General features: G+C 71.5%; 15 protein-coding genes. 6 read left to right on the forward strand and 9 right to left on the reverse strand.

Annotated elements, in window-relative coordinates; all coding sequences use genetic code 11:
• Window positions 1-15: 15 nt before the first annotated feature.
• A complete protein-coding gene (locus ABXJ52_RS29315) occupies window positions 16-1,674 on the reverse strand; it encodes an acyl-CoA dehydrogenase family protein (RefSeq protein WP_367045920.1) in 1,659 nt (552 codons plus the stop codon).
• A gap of 17 nt (window positions 1,675-1,691) precedes the next feature.
• On the opposite strand from ABXJ52_RS29315, the gene ABXJ52_RS29320 reads away from it, so the two are divergent.
• Window positions 1,692-2,831 carry a YihY/virulence factor BrkB family protein gene (locus ABXJ52_RS29320; protein WP_367045922.1) on the forward strand — a complete coding sequence of 380 codons (1,140 nt, stop codon included), beginning with the start codon at window positions 1,692-1,694 and terminating at the stop codon, window positions 2,829-2,831.
• A gap of 183 nt (window positions 2,832-3,014) precedes the next feature.
• On the opposite strand, the gene ABXJ52_RS29325 is transcribed toward ABXJ52_RS29320, so the two are convergent.
• Entirely contained in the window at window positions 3,015-3,911 is an 897-nt protein-coding gene (locus ABXJ52_RS29325) for an NAD(P)H-binding protein (RefSeq protein ID WP_367045924.1), read from the reverse strand.
• 80 nt (window positions 3,912-3,991) lie between these two features.
• On the opposite strand from ABXJ52_RS29325, the gene ABXJ52_RS29330 reads away from it, so the two are divergent.
• Complete coding sequence (locus ABXJ52_RS29330; protein WP_367045926.1) at window positions 3,992-4,927, forward strand: AraC family transcriptional regulator; 936 nt, start codon at window positions 3,992-3,994, stop codon at window positions 4,925-4,927.
• 26 nt (window positions 4,928-4,953) lie between these two features.
• Entirely contained in the window at window positions 4,954-5,760 is an 807-nt protein-coding gene (locus tag ABXJ52_RS29335) for a DUF6597 domain-containing transcriptional factor (RefSeq protein WP_367045928.1), read from the forward strand.
• On the opposite strand, the gene ABXJ52_RS29340 is transcribed toward ABXJ52_RS29335, so the two are convergent.
• Entirely contained in the window at window positions 5,654-6,061 is a 408-nt protein-coding gene (locus tag ABXJ52_RS29340) for a VOC family protein (protein WP_367049352.1), read from the reverse strand. The two genes, ABXJ52_RS29335 and ABXJ52_RS29340, sit on opposite strands and share 107 nt — an antisense overlap.
• 111 nt (window positions 6,062-6,172) lie before the next feature.
• Here ABXJ52_RS29340 and ABXJ52_RS29345 point away from each other — a divergent pair, with 111 nt between their 5' ends.
• On the forward strand, window positions 6,173-6,601 hold the full coding sequence (locus ABXJ52_RS29345; protein WP_367045930.1) for an NUDIX hydrolase: 429 nt from the start codon (window positions 6,173-6,175) through the stop codon (window positions 6,599-6,601).
• A 15-nt stretch (window positions 6,602-6,616) separates the two neighbouring features.
• On the opposite strand, the gene ABXJ52_RS29350 is transcribed toward ABXJ52_RS29345, so the two are convergent.
• From ABXJ52_RS29350 to ABXJ52_RS29360, 3 genes are all read right to left on the reverse strand, one after another.
• A complete protein-coding gene (locus tag ABXJ52_RS29350; protein ID WP_367045932.1) occupies window positions 6,617-7,405 on the reverse strand; it encodes a hypothetical protein in 789 nt (262 codons plus the stop codon).
• 39 nt (window positions 7,406-7,444) lie between these two features.
• Window positions 7,445-8,827, reverse strand: coding sequence for a hypothetical protein (locus ABXJ52_RS29355; RefSeq protein ID WP_367045934.1), 1,383 nt, complete (start codon window positions 8,825-8,827; stop codon window positions 7,445-7,447).
• Between the two features lie 79 nt (window positions 8,828-8,906).
• Window positions 8,907-11,834, reverse strand: coding sequence for a glycoside hydrolase family 2 TIM barrel-domain containing protein (locus ABXJ52_RS29360; protein WP_367045936.1), 2,928 nt, complete (start codon window positions 11,832-11,834; stop codon window positions 8,907-8,909).
• Between the two features lie 273 nt (window positions 11,835-12,107).
• Here ABXJ52_RS29360 and ABXJ52_RS29365 point away from each other — a divergent pair, with 273 nt between their 5' ends.
• Both ABXJ52_RS29365 and ABXJ52_RS29370 read left to right on the forward strand, forming a co-directional pair.
• Window positions 12,108-12,773, forward strand: a complete 666-nt coding sequence (locus ABXJ52_RS29365) for a pyridoxamine 5'-phosphate oxidase family protein (protein WP_367049354.1) — start codon at window positions 12,108-12,110, stop codon at window positions 12,771-12,773.
• A 170-nt stretch (window positions 12,774-12,943) separates the two neighbouring features.
• Entirely contained in the window at window positions 12,944-15,487 is a 2,544-nt protein-coding gene (locus tag ABXJ52_RS29370; RefSeq protein ID WP_367045940.1) for a polysaccharide lyase family 8 super-sandwich domain-containing protein, read from the forward strand.
• Between the two features lie 80 nt (window positions 15,488-15,567).
• Here the strand turns inward: ABXJ52_RS29370 and ABXJ52_RS29375 are convergent, their stop codons facing one another.
• The 3 genes from ABXJ52_RS29375 to ABXJ52_RS29385 all read right to left on the reverse strand — a co-directional run bounded on the left by ABXJ52_RS29375 (window position 15,568) and on the right by ABXJ52_RS29385 (window position 18,172).
• Complete coding sequence (locus tag ABXJ52_RS29375; protein ID WP_367049356.1) at window positions 15,568-15,771, reverse strand: ferredoxin; 204 nt, start codon at window positions 15,769-15,771, stop codon at window positions 15,568-15,570.
• 26 nt (window positions 15,772-15,797) lie between these two features.
• Window positions 15,798-17,000 carry a cytochrome P450 gene (locus ABXJ52_RS29380; RefSeq protein WP_367045943.1) on the reverse strand — a complete coding sequence of 401 codons (1,203 nt, stop codon included), beginning with the start codon at window positions 16,998-17,000 and terminating at the stop codon, window positions 15,798-15,800.
• Window positions 17,001-17,146: 146 nt separating this feature from the next.
• Window positions 17,147-18,172 (reverse strand): AraC family transcriptional regulator, encoded by a 1,026-nt coding sequence (locus tag ABXJ52_RS29385; protein ID WP_367045945.1) that lies wholly within the window; start codon window positions 18,170-18,172, stop codon window positions 17,147-17,149.
• Window positions 18,173-18,237 lie beyond the last annotated feature (65 nt).

Raw genomic sequence — 18,237 nt, forward strand, 5'->3', positions numbered from 1 at the left:
CCCCCGCGCTTGTCGTCATGACCCGCCGGACAGCGCCTGGTTGTCGCGCGGAGCCGCCCGCTCCACCACGGAGGCCAGATCGAGGCTGTGCGGCAGCGTCCCGAACGCCGAGCCCCAGTCACCGCCGAGCCGCGAGGCACAGAACGCGTCGGCCACCTCCGGGGGCGCGTACCGCACCAGCAGCGAGCCCTGGAGCACCAGAGCCATCCGCTCCACTAGGCGGCGCGCCCGCGCCTCGATGGCGTCCAGGTCGGCGAGTTCGGTGAGCAGCCCCTTGATCGCGCCGTCCAGGCGGTGATCGGCGCCGCGGGCGAGGCCCACCTCCTGGAGGAAGGCGTTCAGCGCCAGCGGCTCCCGCTGCAACGCACGCAGCACGTCCAGCGCCTGTACGTTCCCCGAGCCCTCCCAGATGGAGTTGAGCGGCGACTCGCGAAGGAGCCGCGGCATCCCCGACTCCTCGACGTAGCCGTTGCCGCCGAGCACCTCGAGGGCCTCCACCACGAGGGGCGTGCAGCGCTTGGTCACCCAGTACTTGGCGGTCGGCACCGCGATGCGCAGGAACGCGCGCTCCTGCTCGCTCCCGTCGTCGTACGCGGCGGCGAGACGCAGCGCGAGCGTCGTGGCCGCCTCCGACTCCAGCGCCAGATCCGCGAGGACGTTGCGCATGAGCGGCTTGTCGACGAGCTTGCCGCCGAACGCCTCGCGGTACGTGGCGTGGTGCACGGCCTGCGCGACGGCCTGCCGCATGAGCGCGGCCGAACCCACGACACAGTCGAGCCGCGTGGCGGCCACCATCTCGATGATGGTGCGCACCCCGCGCCCCTCCTCCCCGACGCGGCGCGCCCACGTCCCGTCGAACTCGACCTCGCTCGACGCGTTCGACCTGTTGCCCAGTTTGTCCTTGAGGCGCTGAATGGCGAAGGCGTTGCGGGTGCCGTCCTCAAGGACCCGCGGCACGAGGAAACACGTCAGTCCCGCACCGGTCTGCCCGAGCACGAGAAAGCCGTCGGACATGGGCGCGGAACAGAACCACTTGTGGCCCGTGAGCTCATAGGCGCCCTCTTCCGCGAGAGCACGCGCGCGTGTCGTGTTCGCGCGCACGTCGCTGCCGCCCTGCTTCTCCGTCATGCCCATCCCGAAGAGCGCTCCGGCCTTCTGGGAGGCGGGCCGCAGACCTTCGTCGTAGACGATGGAAGCGAGCCGCGGCTCCCACTCGGCGGCGAGCGCGGGATCCGTCCGCAGCGCCGGAACCGCCGCGTGCGTCATGGAGACCGGGCAGCCGTGCCCCGCCTCGACCTGCGACCAGACCAGGAACCCGGCCGCGCGCCGCAGATGGCCGCCGGGCTGCGACCAGGCGGTCGTCAGACCCGACGACACCGCCTTGCCGAGCAGCCGGTGCCACGCCGGATGGAAGGTGACTTCGTCGATGCGGTTGCCATAGCGGTCATGGGTGTGCAGAACGGGCGGATTCTCGTTGGCCAGGAACCCCCATTCCCGCGCCTGCGCCGAACCCGCGGTGCGCCCGAGCAGGGAGAGGTGCTCGCGGGCGCCGTCGAGGAGCGCGGGATCGAGATGCCGTTCGACCCCCTCCACGAGCGCGCGGTCAGACGTAAAAACGTCATATCCCACCAGGGGCGGAGCCTGGTTGGTCACTGTGTGGGTGGTGGCTGCCATGCCGCTACGGTAAGGAGGTGCACCAGGCAAAAGAAACACCCGGGAGGCCGTCCGGCCGCTGGCACCGGGCCCGCGCTCTCTACAGCAACGTCTCCAAGCGCAGGACCGCCTGGCTGCTGCTCAAGGACACGGTCAACTCGTGCGTGGAATACCGCATCCTGGGACTCGCCGCCGAGGCGGCGTTCTTCACGCTGCTTTCCGTGCCGCCGCTGCTCCTGAGCCTGATCGGCCTGCTCGCGTACGTGGACCGGTGGACCGGCGCGAACACGATCGCCAGCGTCGAGAACAACATCCTCGAGGCGTCCCGCACGGTCCTCTCCGACAAGGGAGTCCGGCAGATCGCGGAGCCGATACTGGAGGACGTGATGCGGGTCGGCCGGCCCGACGTCATCTCCATCGGTTTTCTGTTCGCCCTGTGGTCGGGCTCGCGCGCCGTGAACGTCTTCATCGACACGATCACGGTCATGTACGGCCTCGACGGCGCGCGCGGCATCGTCAAGACCCGCCTCCTCGCGTTCGGCCTGTTCATCGTGGCGCTGCTGATCGGTTCGGTGGCGCTTCCGCTGATGGTGGCGGGTCCTGACGCGGTGGTGAATCTGGTGCCCGGCTCCACGACGGTGGTGCAGATCCTGTACTGGCCGGTGGTGACACTTCTGTCGGTGGTCTTCCTGACGACGCTGTACCACGTGTCCGTGCCGGTGCGCTCGCCCTGGGTGGAGGACATGCCGGGCGCGTTGATCGCCCTGGGGATGTGGGTCCTCGGCAGCTTCCTGCTCCGGATCTACCTGACGAGCACGGTCGAAGGCCCCACGATCTACGGCTCGTTGGCGGCGCCGGTGGCCGTGCTCCTGTGGATCGGCGTATCGGCGTTCGCGGTGCTTGTGGGCGCGGCCGTGAACGCGGCCATCGACCGGGTGTGGCCCTCCGTCGCCACGGCTGCCGCCCGTGCGGCCAACGATCGGATACGGGAGGCGCGGGCGGTGGAGGTGGTTGCGCGGGCCGCGGCTGCGAGGGAGGCCTCGCAGGACCCGGACGACCCCGACATGCCGTCGGAGTTCCCCGAGCGGTGGTCCCGCTTTCTGCCCCCGGATGACGTCTCTTCGAGGCTGCGGCATGTGAAGAAGAACGGGGCGAACGGGGAGAAGCCGCCGGAGTAGGGCGGATTCATCCCCAACCCCGCCCCTTCCCGAAAACTCGCTCGGCGCGAGGGCCCTCCTCAAACGCCGGAGAGGCTGAAAGATTCAGCCCCTCCGGCGTTTGAGGAGCGGGGTCTGGGGCGGAGCCCCAGGTAGGTCCGGGGCGCAGGCACGGTTTTCGGGAAGGGGCGGGGTTGGGGAATTTCACCCCTTCCAGACGCCCGCCTCCGCCTGCTCCCGAGCGAAATCAGTGAAGTCACGAGGCGCCCGCCCCAGAATCTCCCGCACCCCCTCGGAGAGGTACGCGTTGTGGCCGTCCAGATTCGTCTCGAAGAGTTCGGTCAGGAACTCGACCTCCTCCGCCGGCACCCCGTACCCGGCGAGAGCACCCCCGTACTCCCTCGCCGAGACGGGGACATACCGGATCTCCCGCCCCGCGGCCGCCGACACCTCGCCCACCGCGTCCCGGAACGAGAGAAGCCGCGGCCCCGATATCTCCACCACCTGCCCCGCGTAACCCGAGTCGGGGCGCAGGACCGCCGTCACCACATCCGCGACATCCCGCGCGTCGATGAACGGTTCGAGCACCTCCCCGGCAGGGAACACCAGCTCCCCGGCCCGCATGCCGTCGAGCAGCGGGCCCTCGCTCAGGTTCTGGGCGAACCAACTAGCCCGTACGACGGTCCACTGCGCACCGGACTCCCGCACCGCCCGCTCGGCCGGCTCCGCCTGGTCCTCGCCCCGCGCCGACAGGAGGACGAGCCGCCGCACGCCGAGCTCCACCGCCCGCCGGGAAAGCGCGCCCACCGCGTCGCCCGCGCCGGGCGCGCCGACGTCCGGCACATAGGCGAGGTACGCGGCGTCCGCGCCCCGCAGCGCGTCCTCCCACGTCGACGGGTCGTACCAGTCGAACCGCACCGCCTCTGACCGCACCGCCCCTGACCGCACCGCCCCCGAGCGCGATGCCGCCCGCACCGTGCAGCCCGCCGCCTCGGCGGCCTCCGCGACCCGCCGACCGATCCTGCCGGTGGCGCCCGTGACCAACACCCTCATGTCCCGCATGCTCTTCGCGTTCCGCGTGTTCAGCGCGTTCTCTGTCATGACTTCAGTGAACTGGCCCGCGCCACAAGGAACCATCCGCCAAGGACTCACCCCCATACGCGTACGTCTACGCTCGTGACATGGACGTACTCGCAGGCTTGCTGGAAGGCCCCCGCGCCCGAGGAGCCTTCATGATCCGCGCGTGCTTCGACCCGCCCTGGTCCGTCCGCATCGCGGACGAGGCACCGCTCTCGGTCATGATCATGGTGCGGGGCACCGCCTGGATCGTGCCCGACGCCGGCGAACCCCAGCTGATCCGCCCCGGAGACGTCGCCATCGCCCGCGGCCCCGACCACTACACCGTCGCCGACGAGCAGGCGGCGCCGCCCCGCGTCGAGATCCGGCCCGGCGAACGCTGTGTGCCCCTCGGCGACACCCCGGCCGACCAGTACCGGGACCTGGGCCCGCGCACCTGGGGCCAATCGCTCGACGGCGCATCGGAGATGCTGATCGGCACCTATCAGGCGCGCGGCGAGATCACCGGACGGCTGCTCGACGCCCTGCCGCCGCTCCTCGTCCTGCCCACGGAGGTGTGGGACTGTCCGCTCACCCCGCTGCTCGCCGACGAGATCACCAAGGACGAGCCGGGGCAGGACGTCGTGCTCGACCGGCTGCTCGACCTGCTGATGATCGCCTCGCTGAGGGCGTGGTTCTCACGGCCGGAGGCGGAGGCCCCCGCCTGGTACCGCGCGATGGGGGACCCGGTCGTCGGACAGGCGATCCGGCTGCTCCAGGACGACCCCGCACACCCCTGGACGATCGCCGTGCTCGCCGCGAAGACGGGCGTCTCGCGGGCCGCGCTCGCCCGGCGGTTCACCGAACTCGTGGGCGAGCCGCCGATGGCGTACCTCACGGGCTGGCGGCTCGCGCTCGCCGCCGACCTGCTGCGGGACAGCGAGCAGACGATCGCCGCCATCGCCCGCCGTGTCGGATACGGCAGCGCGTTCGCGCTCTCCAGCGCCTTCAAGCGGGTGTACGGGGTCAGTCCGCAGGAGCACCGCTCACCGGCCGCGTGACCCATTGGCGGCGTAGCCTGGAGAACGTGTCGTACGAGACCGTCGAGTACGCGGAGCGGCCGTCCCGGCTGGCGGGCGCGGTCCTGTGGACCCGGGCCTCCCGCGGCGCGGCGGGCCCCGTGTACCCCGTCCTGCCCGACGGCTGCATGGACCTGCTGTGGACCGGCGGCACGCTCCTGGTCGCGGGCCCCGACACGCGCGCCCACCGCCCCGAGGCGAACGTCGCCGCCCGGTACGTGGGCATCCGTTTCTACCCGGGAACCGCCCCCGCCTTCCTCGGCGTACCCGCGCACGAACTGCGCGACCGGCGCGTCGACCTCGGCGACCTGTGGCCGTCCGCCGAGGCGCGCCGTCTGACCGAACGCATGGACGCGGCCCGCGATCCCGCGGCCGTCCTGGAGTCCGTCGCCCTGGCACGCGTGGGAGGGGCGGAGCCGCCCGACCCGCTGCTCGCGCACGTCGTCAGGGCCCTGGACGCGGGGCGCAGCGTCGCGGCGACCGCCGAGGAGGCGGGCGTCAACGCCCGGCTCCTGCACCGGCGTTCACTCGCCGCGTTCGGCTACGGCCCCAAGACCCTGGCCCGGATCCTGCGGTTGCAGCGCGCGCTGGCCCTGGCCAGGGGAGGACTGGCATACGCGCAGACCGCGGTCGTCGCGGGCTTCGCGGACCAGGCCCATCTGGCCCGTGACGTCAAGGAGTTGGCGGGCGTGCCGCTGAGCGAGCTGCTCAGTCCGCGGCAGGGGTATGCAGCGGCGCGAACAGGTCGACGCCGTTGCCGTCCGGGTCGAGGACCGAAGCGTACCGCTGGCCCCAGAAGGCTTCCCAAGGCTTGAGCTCACCGTGATAGCCGGCTCCGACCAGCTCCTCGTACGCCGCGTCGACGCCCGCCGGGGTCTCGCAGTGGAACGCGAGTCCTATGCGGCCCGAACCGCTCGGCGGCTCCCAGTTCTCGACGAAGGAGCGGATGGTCTCCTCGGTGTCGAACGCGATGCGCAGGCCGCCGGGGAGCGCGGCCTCGACGTGCGGCTGGTCCTCGGAACCCGCGGGGAACTCCAGGCCGAGGCGGCGGTAGAAGGCGAGGGTGACGGCCATGTCGGCGACGACGATGCCGACGAGGTCGAAGCGGGGGGTGATGTTCGTGGTCATGTCTCGCAGCGTAGACAGCCCTCCGCCACCCGTATTGAAGAAAACGGACGCCCATCGGCCGACTGTCCCGTGCCGCGAATCCTCGCTACGGTGGATGCCATGGACTTGCCGAGCGACAACCGACTGGCGGCTGCCGTCGTGGCGCATCGCGGGCGTGTGCTGCTCGTGCGGCGCAGTGAGACCGAGCGGTTCCTGCCCCGGGTGTGGGGCGTCCCCTGCGGCAAGCTGGAGCCCGGCGAGAGTCCCCTGGACGGCGTGCTGCGGGAGCTGAAGGAGGAGACCGGTCTCCTCGGTGAGGTGCTCGCAAAGGTCGGCGAGTCATCCTTCGTCAGTCAGTACCGCGGGCACGAGGTCAAGAACTGGCAGGACAACTTCCTGGTGCGGCCGCTGAGCCTCGAGGTGTCGCTGCCCCATCCCGACCAGGACCACCGCTGGCTCGCCCCGGCCGACCTCGGCACGGTCGAGATCGACGACTACAACCGGGACATCGTGCGGCAGGCGTACGCCTCGTCCGTGTTCGGCGGGTAGCCTCCCGGCGCTCGGTCACGGGGCGATCAGCTTCGCCAGCGACTCCAGCTCCGCCAGGTACTCCTCCACCTCCATCGGCCGCTTCACGACCGCTTCTGCGCGGCCACCCGCGTGCGAGTCGGACTTCTCGGCCGAGCCGGTGAACACGTCCGTGTACCGCCGCCGCCCCGCCCCCGTCTCCAGGAACAGGGTCACCGCCGTCCCCGCCGAAGCGCACCACGCGCGATGCAGGGCGTACGACGGCAGGCCGTATCCGCTGCCCGCGGCGTACTCCGCGGTCTGCGTGAGCCGCAGCCGCGCCAGGCCCGCGGGCTCCAGGAGCCAGTGGCCCTCCACGTCCGACAGGGACTCGCGGTACCAGGCCGCCGTCATGCCGCTGTCGCCGCGGTCCGCGGTGGCGCTCACCGGCTCGTACAGCTCCATGCCGAGCCTGCCCCGCACCACGTAAGAGGCGAGCGGGGAGCGGTGGTTGTGGATGTCCTCACGGCCCGCGGACCGGGCGCCGGGGTGCCAGACGTGGGCGCGCAGCATGTGCCGGGGTCCGCCGTCGATCAGGAGCAGCTTGTCGAAGCCGAGGACGTGGCGGTACGAGAGACGCGCGCACCCCGGGGCGGCGGATCCTGCGTCCGTGGCCAGTTCGCGCACCAGGCCGAAGAGCCGTTCGGGGGAGCCGAGTTCGGCGACGGCGGCGCGGGCGGCCCGCACGAGCCGGTCCTCCGGCAGCGCCGCGTCCAAAGCCTCTTCCAGGAGGCGCCGGGCCCTGAGCGCGTGCCGGCCGTGCCGACTGTCCCGACCACCACCCATGCGGTCACTCCCCCCTCGGTCGCGAGCGCGCCGCGGGGATCACCGCCCACCCGGCTGATACATCCATACGGCATGGGCCCGCAGCGCCGAAAGCCCCTGATAGGTCATCCACAACGGGCGGCCGAGATCGTACCCGTCCCAGTTCCAGATCCCGTCGTCCTGCTGGCGCCACACGGCGTCCACCGCGCCGTCGACCAGCGCGTGCCACGCGTCCTCGCGGCCCTCCTCCGTCGCGATCTCCCAGGCGCCGGGCGTGAGCAGCGCCCGCATCATCCAGGCGGCGGTGAAGTGCCGTACGGAGAGCACCTCTTGGCGCCAGGAGTCGACCGGATGCGGGCGGCGCACCTCCTCCTGGGTGTTGCGCAGGTCGGCGCAGTCCTCGTGCTCGGGAGCGGGGCAGGCGAGCAGCCAGCGGACGCCGTCCTCTCGGGCGGCGCGGGAGTTGCCGTCCTCGCCGAGCACCCGGGCGGCGCGGTCGAGCGCGACCACCGCCTGCGCGGTGTGCACCGCCGACGGGCGCGTGACCGGGGTGCGCAGGGCGGGGCCCCAGCAGCGCCGGTGCTCGCGCAGCGGGTCGGTGACCGTCCGGTCGACCAGCTCCGCGCGCAGCCGCGCCAGGTCGGGGGAGTCCGGCGCCGCGCGCAGCAGGCCGCGCAACATCGTGGTCACGACATGGGTCCTGCCGACCCCGGACGGTTCCAGCTCCTCGGTGAAGCACGCCGCGCACCGCGCCGCCTCCTCCGCGAGCCGCTGCGGATCCGCGCCCGCCCGCGCGAGCGCCCCGAGCACCAGCGCCGTCACTTCGGGGCGTGCGATCGACCCTTGCGAGCGTGCGGCCCAGCCGCCGTTCGCGAGGCGCAGCCGCCACAGGGTCTCCACCAGTTCCGAAGCGCGCAACCTGCCGTCGGGAACGCCGAGTTCGAGCACGATGTGCAGTCCGTAGGCGGTTCCGGTGGGGGTGGGGCGCACCGGCATCGTCTGCTCGTCGAGGGCATGTGCCCAGCCGGTGAGACGGCCGTTCTCCGGTGAGTCGACGGAGGCGAGTTCAGCGGCGAGCGTGCCATACGTGGCGGCGGCGAGCAGCGGGAAAGGGCCGGGCGCGGGAGCGGCCGGCGGGGCCACCGGGGCGGGCTGCCGGGTGGTGTCGTCCGCGTCCGACCTGGCCCGGATCAGCGCGGCGGCCAGCCAGGCGGCGACCCCCGTGCCGACGCCGCTGACCGCCGCGATGCCGTAGCGGGCGGTGTCGGCGGGGATCGTCGCCGGCAACACGCCCACCAGGGACTGGAACACCGCGTACCCGGCCGCTGCGCAGCCGAAGCCGCCGAGCCAGCCCACGAACCGCCCGGGGCGCGAGTCGCCGGGCGGGGGAGGAGGAGTGGACGGTGGTCTCAACGGGCTGCGGCCGAGCCGCGGTTGTGACAAGGGGTGCTCCCTCCCCCCAAGGCGGCACGTGGTTCGACGATGACCTCCAGTCTAGTGCTGAGTCACCGGAAAACGCCGGTCAGAGCGAGGTTCCCCCGTGTGGAGCCGGCACCGACGGCTCCTCCTCGGGCGCGGCGCCCCGATACGAGAAGGTGACCGCGAACTCGGCGGGTGCGGCATGGAGTTCGTAACGCGGCAGAACCCCGGGACCGCACGACTGCGAGCCGATGCCGTGCTGCCCGTGGTCGAGGTGGACCCACACCGTGTCGCCGGGGGTGAGATCCGTACGGTGCGTGGCCGCGTCGAGCTGCTCGGTGCTCCAGCGGCGCGCCGTGAACCAGAAGGCGGGCTCGCCGACCATCCGTACGCCCTCGCCGGTGAAGCCCGCACGCAGCTCGGCCCAACGGACGTCCGCACGGGCGCCGTTCTCCTGGGGACGGACGTAGGGCGTCTGCATCCGCTCGACCGGCGAGAAGTGCCGACTGATCATGGATGCTGCCGCCGTGTCCGGGTAGGCCTCGCCGATACCGCCGAACCAGTGCGCGTACCCGTACGCGGCAGGCAGCCCGAGCCGGATGCCGAGCCGGGGCAGCGGCGCCGTCCACTCGCCTTCGGGCGTGACCGAGACCGTGAGCGTCAGCCGGTCGCCGTCGGAGGTCCATCGGTAGACCGTGCGCAGGCCGATGTCACGCGCGGCGGGTGCCACGCGGGTGCGGACGGTGAGGCCGTGGTCCGTCAACTCCACCGCGTCGCGCCGGTGTTGCATCCGATGCAGGCCGAGCTCCCGCCAGACGAGGCCGTGACGCTGCCCGCCCTGCCAGGACGCACCGTTGTCGTTGTCGGTGGGGGCGCGCCAGATGTCCAGGCGGGGGCCGCTGGACAAGGTGATGCCGTTCAGAGTGAGCAGCTCGCCGGTACGGGCGTCGAAGGTGCCGGGGCCGAGCGTGATGAAGTGACCGCCGTGCACCGGGCGTTCACCGGTGGCGGCGGCGACGGCGGGCCGTTGCGTGACGGGGAACTCGGCCCGCGCGACGACGTGATCCAGCTTCGCCCAGTTCGTCTTGACGCCGACCATCGCCGTGAGGTGCAGGAGGGTCTCGGCCCGGCGGCTCGCGGGCGGCGCGTCGGGCAGCTTCAGGTCGACGGATTCACCGGGGCCCAGGTCCGGCGGCACGGCCAACTCTCCGGCCTCGTACACCGCGTCGGTGTCGCTGATGTACGACCACTCGAACGACAGGTGGGACAGGTCCGCGAAGTCGTGGAGGTTGGTGATCCGGGCCGTCCCCGCTGCCGCGTCGTACGCGAAACCCACGGGCTGGATGACCCGCTTGTACACGTCGAGCCCCGGCGACGGCAGCCGGTCGGGGAAGACCAGGCCGTCGCAGACGAAGTTCCCGTCGTGCAGCTCCTCGCCGAAGTCGCCGCCGTAGGCACAGCCGAACTCCGGGTGCCTGAGGCCGTGGTCGATCCACTCCCAGATGAAGCCGCCCTGATTGCGCTCATGCGCGTCGAACAGCTCCTGGTACTCGCTCAGGCCGCCGGGGCCGTTGCCCATCGCGTGGCCGTACTCGCAGAGGATGAAGGGGAGTTGACGCCGGGACTCCGGACCGTCCGTGTCCGCCCGGTGGCCGATGCGCTCGACCTCGGCATGGTCGGCGTACATGCGCGAGTACATGTCCGTGTCCGCGCAGGAGCGGTCGCCCTCGTAGTGGATGAGGCGTCCGGTGTCCCGTGCGCGGATCCAGTCGGCCATGGCGGTCAGGCCGCGGCCCGTGCCGCATTCGTTGCCGAGGGACCAGATGATCACCGACGCGTGGTTCTTGTCGCGCTCGACCATGCGGGCCGCGCGGTCGAGGAGGGCGGGCGTCCAGCGGTCGTCGTCGACGGGGTTGCCGCGCCAGCCCTGCGCGGTGAAGCCGTGGGTCTCCAGATCGCACTCGTCGATGACCCACAGACCGAGCTCGTCGCAGAGGTCGAGGAATGCGGGGTGCGGCGGATAGTGGCTGGTGCGGACCGCGTTGATGTTGTGCTTCTTCATCAGGAGCACGTCGGTGCGCATGGTGTCGAGGTCGAGGGCGCGGCCCGTCTCCGGGTGGAACTCATGCCGGTTCACGCCACGGAACAGGATCCGCCGGCCGTTGACCTTGATGACGCCGTCCTCGACGGCGACGGTGCGGAAGCCGATCCGGAGCGGGACGCGCTCGCCCGCCGTGGCGAGGACCCCGTCGTAGAGGCGTGGTGTCTCGGCGGTCCAGGGCTCGACGGCCACCGTCACAAACTCGCCCGTGGGGACGTCGATCCCCAGCTCGGGCACGCTGACCCGCCCCTCGACGTCCGATGCGACGCACAGGGTCCCCGTCCCCGCGCGATGGTCGTACGACGCGTGCGTGAAGAAGTCGAGCGCGCAGCCCTCGGGGCGGTGCAGCAGGGTCACGTCCCGGAAGATGCCCGGCAGCCACCACTGGTCCTGGTCCTCCAGATAGGAGCCGGACGACCACTGGTGGACGCGGACCGCCAGGACGTTGCCGGACGGTTTCAGAAGGTGGCCCACCGCGAACTCGTGGGGCAGCCGGGAGCCTTTGAACTCGCCGAGCTCGGTGCCGTTCAGCCAGACGCGCGCGCAGGACTCGACGCCGTCGAAGCGGAGCGTGCCGCCGCCGGTAGCGGGCCAGGCGTCCGGCAGGTCGAAGGTGCGCAGGTGGTCGCCGGTGGGGTTCTCGGTGGGCACGCGGGGCGGGTCGACCGGGAAGGGATAGAGCATGTTGGTGTAAATGGGCGCGCCGTGGCCCTGCAGTACCCAGTGACCCGGCACCGCCACGGTGTCCCAGCCCTCGGTGTCGAAGCCGCCCGAGGCGAAGGAGTCGTCGGTGGTGTCGGCGGCAGGGGAGAGCCTGAAGCGCCAACTGCCGTTCAGCGAAAGGGAGATGGCATCCGACCTCGCGTACCACGCGCGGGGCGGGAGGCTGCCGGTGCCGGGGGATACGTCCTCAAGGTAGGGGAGCTCCATGGCTTCCATCAGACAGGGGCGGGGCGGGACGTCACAACACTCACGCGGCGGGGGTTGTTGGATTCTCGGTGGCGTAGTTGGACGAATCGCGCATGAGGTGCGGATTTCGTCGTACGGCGTCGATCGGCCGGACGTAAATCGTTGAGGTATGGCATTAGGGTCGCGATATCGGTAGCTTGCGGTGGCGTGACCACCAGCGAACAAGAAAGCGGGCCGGAGAGCGCCCCGGAGAGCACCCAACCCGTGCCCCCACCCTCACCTCCACCCCCACCCCTGTCCGGCACGCTCCCGCAGACCGACCGCACACGCCACAGTCGGCTGCGCGAGCAGGGCAGCCAGGACCGCGCCGACCTCGAAGCGATCCTCGACGCGGGGTTCGTCTGCCACCTGGGCGTCGTCGTCGACGGGCACCCCATGGTGGTGCCGACCGTCTACGGCCGCGACGACAGCAGGCTGTATCTCCACGGCTCGGTCGCGAGCCGCAGCCTGGCCGCCGATCCCGACGCCACGGTCTGCGTCACCGTCACGCACGTGGACGGTCTGATCCTGGCCCGCTCGGTCTTCGAGCACGGCGTCAACTACCGCAGCGCGATGATCTACGGCGTCCCGCGCAAGGTCACCGACCCGGACGAGAAGCTGGCGGGCCTGCGCCTGCTCACCGAGCACGCGGCCCCCGGCCAGTGGGACTACGCCCGACGCCCGAGCCGCAAGGAACTCGCCGCCACGACCCTCCTCGCCCTCTCCCTGGCGGAGGCCTCGGTCAAAACGAGCGTGGGCCCTCCGGACGACGGCGAAGGCCCGGACGCGGAACTGGGACTCTGGGCCGGAAACCTCCCCCTGACGTCCAGTTGGGGCACCCCGACCGCCGACCCGCTGCTGCCGCCGGGCATCGCGGTCCCGCGGCACATCGCGGAGCGGGGCGGGAGGCGGCACGGCTGAGGGGGACGAGAGCCGGGCCGGCCGGGGCTGAGCCGCTGCTCCGATCGGTCCGTGCTGCGGGGCGGCGGGGCGCTCACCCTTGTCGTCGCCCTGGGCATCTGCTTGACTCCGCCCGCCAGAACGCGAGTACGCCAGAACGCCAGTACGCCATCTCACCGGCGGAGGTCGCCATGGACATCACCCGCAGACGTCTGTTGGCCGCCCTGTCGGCCGCCGGTCTCCTGGCGGTGGTCCCCGCACCGCCCGTCAGCGCCGCCGTGGCCGCGGCCGGCGGCGAACGCCTCCTGGCCAACACCGTCGGGATCTTCGCGGGGACCGCCGAGTCCAACGCACGCCCAGAGACGGCCGCCAAGCTCGCCGCGATCGACAGGACGGCCCGGACGAACCTGAAGGCGATGGACGACGCGGGCGAGGGCGAGCTCTTCGCCGGTCAGGCGCTCGGCACCGACGACGCCAACCTCAACACGGCCTTCAAGCGGCTGTACGAGATCGCCCTCGCCACCCGCACACCGGGCTCCCTCTCCGACCTCCACGGGAACACGGCCGTGCAGCGCCGCGTGATCGACGGCCTCGGATGGCTGCACGAGCGCTACTACGGCGACCAGTCCAAGGGCTACTACGGCAACTGGTTCAACTGGGAGATCGGCATCTCCCAGTCCGTCAGCAAGACCCTCGTACTCCTCGTCGACGAAGTGCGCGCCTACAAGCCCGACCTCGTCACCACGTACGTCGCCTCGATGGACGCCTACCTCCGCAACGGCACCGACGGTGACGTGAACCTGGACTCGCGTTTCCACACCGGCGCCAACCTCGCCGACATCACCACCAACCGGATCCTTCAGGGCGCGCTCCTCGGCTCCGGCGGCGAGGCCCGCATCCGCAAGGCCCTCACCGACCAGCTGACGGTCTTCGTCACGATCGACCCCTACCGCCTCAACCACGGTGTGACGGACGGCCATTACGCCGACGGCTCCTTCATCCAGCACGCCTCCGTCGCGTACACGGGCTCGTACGGCAAAGGTCTGCTCACCCGGGTCGTGCAGAGTCTCAAGATCCTCGACGGCACGGGCTTCGCGCACGGCGAGGAGCTCGTGCCGACCATCCAGAAATGGGTGCGCGACGGCTTCGCGCCGCTCATCTTCGAGGGCTGGATGATGGAGATCGTCAAGGGGCGCGCGGTGTCGCGGCCGGACGGCGGCTACGTCGACGTCGCGGTCGTGGTCGAGGCCGTGGTCGACCTCTCGTCCCTCTCCACCGGCGCCGACGCCACCGCCCTGAAGAGCTACGTGAAGCACATCCGCTCCACCTCGCGCGCCGCGCTCGACCCGACCGCGTTCGTATCGCCGGTCAGCGTCGCGCTCTACGCCGACATCATCGGGGACGCGTCGGTGCCGCCCGCCGACCTGAACCCCGCCTCGCGCAGCGTCGCCTTCAACGCCATGGACAAGACCGTCCACCGCAGACCGGGTTACGCCTTCGCGCTCGCGCGCAGCTCGGACCGGATCAGCAAGTACGAGTACATGAGCGGCGAGAACCTCATGCCGTGGTTCCAGGGCGACGGCGCGTACTACCTCTACCTCTCAGGTCAGGACCAGACGCAGGCGTACGGGGTCGACTACTACACCACGGTCTCGCCGTACGGCCTGGCGGGAGTCACCGCGCCCGTCGAGCAGCGCCGGACGGTCCCGGACCTCTACGGGAAGCCGTACTACGACAACCCCGGCCACCCCCTGAACTTCACCGCGTCGTCCGAGTCGCAGAACAAGTACGTCTACTTCCCGCGCGGCACCAACCAGTACTCGGGGGGCGCCGTCCTCGGGACGTACGGCGCGGCCGGGGCGGTGCAGTCCAGTGACGCAGCCTTCCACGACCGGGAGTTGCTGCCGGACGACTTCGTCGTCCACCGGGGCGCGACGGCGACGAAGTCGTGGTTCCTGCTCGACGAGGAGATCGTCGTGCTCGCGGCGGGGGTCGGCGACGGCGCGGGGCGGGCCGTGACGACGACGGTCGACGCGCGGACCGCGGCACCGGACGACCAGGTCTCCGTCACCGGGGAGCTGCGTGACGGCCGCCCCTGGACCGGCGCGGGCACGGGCGACCTCCGGTGGCTGCGCTACGCCAACGCCACGCAGCGCACCTCCGTCGGCTACGTCTTCCTGGACACCCCGAAGGTGCGGGTCGCCCTGGACAAGGTCACCCGAAGCCGCCGGGCCGTCCGCACCGCGAACCCGGACACCGCGGTGACGCGCACGGTCCTCGGCGTGAGCGTGGACCGGGCTGCCGGGGCCCGGCCCGTCCGCCTGGCGTACGCGCTCGTGCCGAACGCGGCCGACGCGGGGCTGCGGTCCTACCGGGGCGGACGGCCGCTGGAGGTCCTGGCGAACACGGTCCGGCTGCAGGCCGTCAGCCACGCCGGCCTGGGCCTGACCGCCGCGAACAGCTTCACGGCGGGCCGTCACGAGGTCGCGGGTCTGCGGATCGATGGGCCCGCCTCCGTACTCGTACGGCGCGAGCGGCGCGGCACCACCACCGTGGCGGTGTCCGACCCGACGATGGACCGCGCCGGGATCAGCGTGTGGCTGCGCGGCCGTCCGCTGCGGGAGGTGAGGGCGGACAAGGGGGTGCGCGTGATCCGGGCCCACGGCGGGACCCGGATAGACGTGAACACCCGCCAGGCGTACGGCAGAAGCTTCACGGTGACGCTGCGGGGCTGACAACTGCCGCGAGGGCGGAGGGGCTTGGTCCGATGCCGCTACTGCAGTGGGGTCACTGAGCCCACAGCCAGGCCGAACAGCTACTCACCCGGGGAATCGTCGACGGTGACGGCCCGCACCGGGCAGGCCCGCACGGCCTCGCGCACCAGCGGGTCACCGCCGCCGTCAGCGCGGCCGGGGAGCACCTCGCTGAAGCCGTCGTCGTCCTGGGTGAAGACGCTCGGCGCGGTGAGCGCGCACATCCCCGCGCCCACGCACCGCTCCTTGTCCACATGAACGTTCACGCTCATCGCCTCCGCTCCTCCATCTCCTACCAAGTGACGGGGAGTTCGAGCATCCCCTGGATCGTGTCGCCCGGCTTGAACGGAATCTCCCGTGCGGGCACCGCTAGGCGCAGCTCCGGCATCCGGTCGAAAAGCGTCCGCAGGGCGATCTCGATCTCGGTGCGGGCGAGGTTCTGACCGAGGCACTGGTGGATGCCGAAGCCGAAGGCGAGATGGTGGCGGTCGGCACGGTGGAAGTCGAGCTCCTCCGGCGTCTCGTAGGCCGCGCCGTCGCGGTTGATGAGGGAGGTGGAGAAGATGACGCCGTCGTCCGCGCGGATGGTGCTCTCAGCGATGTCGATGTCCTCCTTCGCCACTCGCAGCATGCCGTCCGCGATGGACAGGAAGCGCAGCAGCTCCTCGACGGCCGCCGGCATCAACTCCCGCTCGGCGCGCAGTTCGGCGAGCTGAGCGGGGTGTTGCAGGAGCGTGAACACCCCCAGGGAGATCATGTTCGCCGTGGTCTCGTGCCCCGCGACCAGCAGGATCGTCGCCAGGCTGACCAGTTCGTCGCGGTCGAGCGCACCCTCGACGAGCTGCCGCTGGATCAGCTCGTCGAGGAGCCCGTCTCCCGGCCTATGCCGCTTGCGGTCGATCAACGCGTGGAAATACGCGTCCAGTTCGTCCCGCGCCAGCTCCGTGTCCTCGGCGCGGGGGCCGCGAAGCAGCCGGCGCGACTGCTCCTCGAAGAACTCGTGATCGGCGTAGGGCACTCCGAGGAGGGCACAGATCACCATGGAAGGAACCGGCAGCGCGTACGCGCCGACCAGCTCGGCCGGTGACCCCTGCGCCTCCATGGCGTCGAGGAGCCGGTCGACCGTCTCCTGGATCCGGGGCCGCAGCGCGGCGATCCGCTTGACGGAGAAACTGGGGATCAGCATGCGGCGCTGCGCGTTGTGCACGGGGTCGTCGACGCCGAGCAGGGCGACCCGGCGGTTGCGTATCCGCGCGAAGCGTTCGGTCGGCGCGGGAAACGCCTCGTTCTCGCGGTCGGTGGACAGGCGCGGGTCGATGAGCAGATCACGGGCGGTGGCCTGCCCGGTGACCACCCAGACGGAACGCCCGTCGAACAACCGCACCCGCGAGAGCGGCCGGGCCTCGCGGAGCGGCTCGTACGACTCGGGCGGGTGGTAGGGGCAGGTGCGGTCCTGCGGGAAGGCGACTGACTCGGACGCGACTGACTCGGTCATGGACGTACCTCACAAGCGGAGGGGCTCCTTTTACCTGTCCCATTGGATGCCTGGGGCATCTAGTTGGTCCACGCCAAGACAAGCCAGATCGCACCCGATCCGCGGCGCGAGACTGGCCGGAACCAACGGGTCGACGGCAGGATGCTTCAGGAACCCGGAGGCTCCGCCCCGCCCTGCCCCTGCGTGCGTATCGCTCGCGGGGTCGTCCTCCACCAGCGGCGGCAGCAGCGGTTCAGGGCCGACTGTTCGGAGAGGCCCAGGAGCAGGGCGACCTGACCCAGGGGGAGGTCCGTTTCCGTGAGGTAGCGGTGCGCCGCCGTGCGTCGTTCGGCGTCGATGACCTCGGCGAACGTCGTGCCCGCGGCGCGCAACCGGCGCTGCAGGGTCCGCGGATGGACGTTCAGGAGGTGCGCGACGGTGCCGATCTCCGGTGGTGATGTGCCGAGCGAGCGGCCCACCACGGCTCGCACGCCGCTGACGATGTCCGTTCGCTCCGCGGGCAGTTGCTCGTCCAGATACGCGAGGGCGAGGCGGCGCAGATGGGCGTTGCCGCCGCCAAGCGACCGGTCGGCCAGGCTGAGCGGGACGCGCAGCAGCGCCGCGGGGCGGTCCGCCTTCACGGGTACGCCGAAGAAGTCCTCGTACGCCGACAGCGGGGCGAGGAGCGGATGCGGCAGTTCGACCGAGCCGAGGCCGTACGGGCCGACCAGGTAGACGATGGCCCGGTGCATGAACCCCAGGGAGAGGTCGATGCCCTGCGGTGGCGCCGCCACCCCCTCGCGCACGCCGTAGCGCAGGGCGGCCACCCCCGGCGTGCCGTACGGGTCCGGCTCCAGGCTCAGGCTCAGCGAGCGCGCGTGGACGAACAGATAGCGCGTGGTGCACTCCAGGGCGTCCCCGAGCGTGGCGGAGTTCTGGATGGCGAGGGCCAGGGCGCCGAGCATGCCCAGGTCCTGCCGGGCCGCGATGCGCAGGCCGAGGTCGGGGCAGGCGAGGTCCTCCGCGGCCAGCTCCAGTACCGTGGCCATCGCCTCCTCCGGCACCAGGAGGTCGTCCCCGTCGAGCGCCGCCGTGGGCACGCCCGCCTGCCGGGCGTACGCCTCGGCGTCGCCGCCTAGCTCCGCCACCGTGGCGCGGAAACCACGCAGCCCCGCCGATCTGATCACGGACATGTCGTCCAGGGTCAAAGATCTGTCGTCCCGGGTCAATTCCTGCCGGGTGTACTTCCGGACACTGA

The sequence above is a fragment of the Streptomyces sp. Je 1-332 genome, assembly GCF_040730185.1.
In the GTDB taxonomy this organism is placed as follows: Bacteria; Actinomycetota; Actinomycetes; order Streptomycetales; family Streptomycetaceae; genus Streptomyces.

What these genes read in the sequence shown, in the direction of transcription:
- ABXJ52_RS29315 (WP_367045920.1), bottom strand. Translation starts at nt 1,674, where the DNA reads ATGGCAGCCACCACCCACACAGTGACCAACCAGGCTCCGCCCCTGGTG.
- ABXJ52_RS29330 (WP_367045926.1), top strand. Translation starts at nt 3,992, where the DNA reads ATGGACGTACTCGCAGGCTTGCTGGAAGGCCCCCGCGCCCGAGGAGCC.
- ABXJ52_RS29345 (WP_367045930.1), top strand. Translation starts at nt 6,173, where the DNA reads ATGGACTTGCCGAGCGACAACCGACTGGCGGCTGCCGTCGTGGCGCAT.
- ABXJ52_RS29350 (WP_367045932.1), bottom strand. Translation starts at nt 7,405, where the DNA reads ATGGGTGGTGGTCGGGACAGTCGGCACGGCCGGCACGCGCTCAGGGCC.
- ABXJ52_RS29370 (WP_367045940.1), top strand. Translation starts at nt 12,944, where the DNA reads ATGGACATCACCCGCAGACGTCTGTTGGCCGCCCTGTCGGCCGCCGGT.
- ABXJ52_RS29325 (WP_367045924.1), bottom strand. Translation starts at nt 3,911, where the DNA reads ATGACAGAGAACGCGCTGAACACGCGGAACGCGAAGAGCATGCGGGAC.
- ABXJ52_RS29360 (WP_367045936.1), bottom strand. Translation starts at nt 11,834, where the DNA reads ATGGAGCTCCCCTACCTTGAGGACGTATCCCCCGGCACCGGCAGCCTC.
- ABXJ52_RS29380 (WP_367045943.1), bottom strand. Translation starts at nt 17,000, where the DNA reads ATGACCGAGTCAGTCGCGTCCGAGTCAGTCGCCTTCCCGCAGGACCGC.
- ABXJ52_RS29385 (WP_367045945.1), bottom strand. Translation starts at nt 18,172, where the DNA reads ATGTCCGTGATCAGATCGGCGGGGCTGCGTGGTTTCCGCGCCACGGTG.